Here is a 1,390-nt window from a genome sequence, read left to right as displayed (position 1 = left end):
AATTTCGGCGCCATCCGCTGCTACCGCAAGGGCGGTTTTGAAGACACTGGCGGCATCCACCCCCACGGCATTGCCGGCCCGCAGCACATCCTGCGGATGGGGCTTATAAAACCTTGAGCAGCACAACACCCCTTCCCATTGCGTGCAATTGATCACCGCCTAGGGTAAATTTTAGAATATAAATTCTATTTATGGTAAACTAAGCCCGTTAACCAGTAGGGGAGTAGTTACTATGGTACCGTTTCCAAAGATCACAGTGACCGCAATTGCCGTTGCCCTGACCGCCACCAATCCTATTGCGGCCGGCCCGGACCGCAAAAAACCTGTCAGCGGTCAAACCATTGCGGAATTATATGCGGGGAAAACCTGGATCTGGAGCAAGGGAGGCTCCTACTGGGCACCGGACGGCAGTTTTCAGGCAATCTGGGAAGACAACGTCGGGCTTGGGAAGTGGTATGCGACGTCTAAGGGCAGCCTGTGCTATGAAGCCAATTGGTATTACCAAAAGGGTGTTCCCGGCGCACCACGTAAAGAATGCTACCGGCATGTAGCCGACAGCGAAGGGCAACTGTGGAAATACAGCGAAAAGGACAAGTCTTGGTACAAGCCAAGAAAAGAATTCGCGGAGCGCATTAAACCTGGCAACAAGATCGGGTCACAAGTCAGAAAGCTGCGCAGAAAATACGGCATCTGATCACCCAATGTTTCACTTCAACTGGCTGTCCTTCGAGCCACGCCGGTTGACCCCCCCGCGTGCCTGATGGGCGCCGTCGCGCTCCTGCTGGCAGTCGATGCAGAGCTTGACGCCAGGAATGGCCACGCGGCGTTTTTCGGGGATCACCTCTTCGCATTCGGCGCAATGGGTCAGGCTTTCGCCCACCGGGCGCCGCACCGCCTTCAGCCGCGCCAGCTCGTCATTGATCGAGGCTTCAATCTGTTCATTCACCGCGCCGTCCTGCGCCCAGCCGCCTGCCATGGACCGTCCTCCTTTGCCAGAGGGAGTGAATGTAAGGCCGCACAGGCGCGCTGCCTAGGGCTGCCCGGGAGCGATTCCCGAGTAAATCTACCAACTATTTGATTTCATTGCATTTTCCGTTGACCAGAAACTTGGGTGCGGCTACACAGGATGCAGAAATTGCACGCAAGCCAGAATCACCAGGCCGCAAGCAGCCAGCCCTCCAGCCATCCTTCGGGACAGCCAGACCGCAAGCAACGACAGCAACCAGAGTGATTTCAGCCAGCCACGCGCATGACTGTCAGCCAGCATTTCCGCCAGCCCCCATTCAGCTACGCACCCAGCATTTTGCCAGGCCCGCGCCAGACAGGTTTTGCAGCCAGCCTCCGCCAGCATTTCAGGTCAGTCTTTTTGACCCGATGTTTCGCGCGCGAA

Annotated in this window: 2 protein-coding genes; one reads left to right on the top strand and one right to left on the bottom strand. The window is 56.7% G+C overall.

Annotated elements, in window-relative coordinates:
- Positions 1-232 precede the first annotated feature (232 nt).
- Positions 233-694, top strand: a complete 462-nt coding sequence (locus A2I95_RS38060; RefSeq protein WP_291737602.1) for a DUF995 domain-containing protein — start codon at positions 233-235, stop codon at positions 692-694.
- A 12-nt stretch (positions 695-706) separates the two neighbouring features.
- On the opposite strand, the gene A2I95_RS38055 is transcribed toward A2I95_RS38060, so the two are convergent.
- Positions 707-976, bottom strand: a complete 270-nt coding sequence (locus tag A2I95_RS38055; protein WP_291737601.1) for a DksA/TraR family C4-type zinc finger protein — start codon at positions 974-976, stop codon at positions 707-709.
- Between the last annotated feature and the right edge of the window lie 414 nt (positions 977-1,390).

The sequence above is a fragment of the Leisingera sp. F5 genome, assembly GCF_001593695.1.
The sequence above is the reverse complement of the archived record's forward strand: the minus strand, read 5'-3'. Positions and strand labels throughout refer to the sequence as shown.

What these genes read in the sequence shown, in the direction of transcription:
- A2I95_RS38060 (WP_291737602.1), top strand. Translation starts at nt 233, where the DNA reads ATGGTACCGTTTCCAAAGATCACAGTGACCGCAATTGCCGTTGCCCTG.
- A2I95_RS38055 (WP_291737601.1), bottom strand. Translation starts at nt 976, where the DNA reads ATGGCAGGCGGCTGGGCGCAGGACGGCGCGGTGAATGAACAGATTGAA.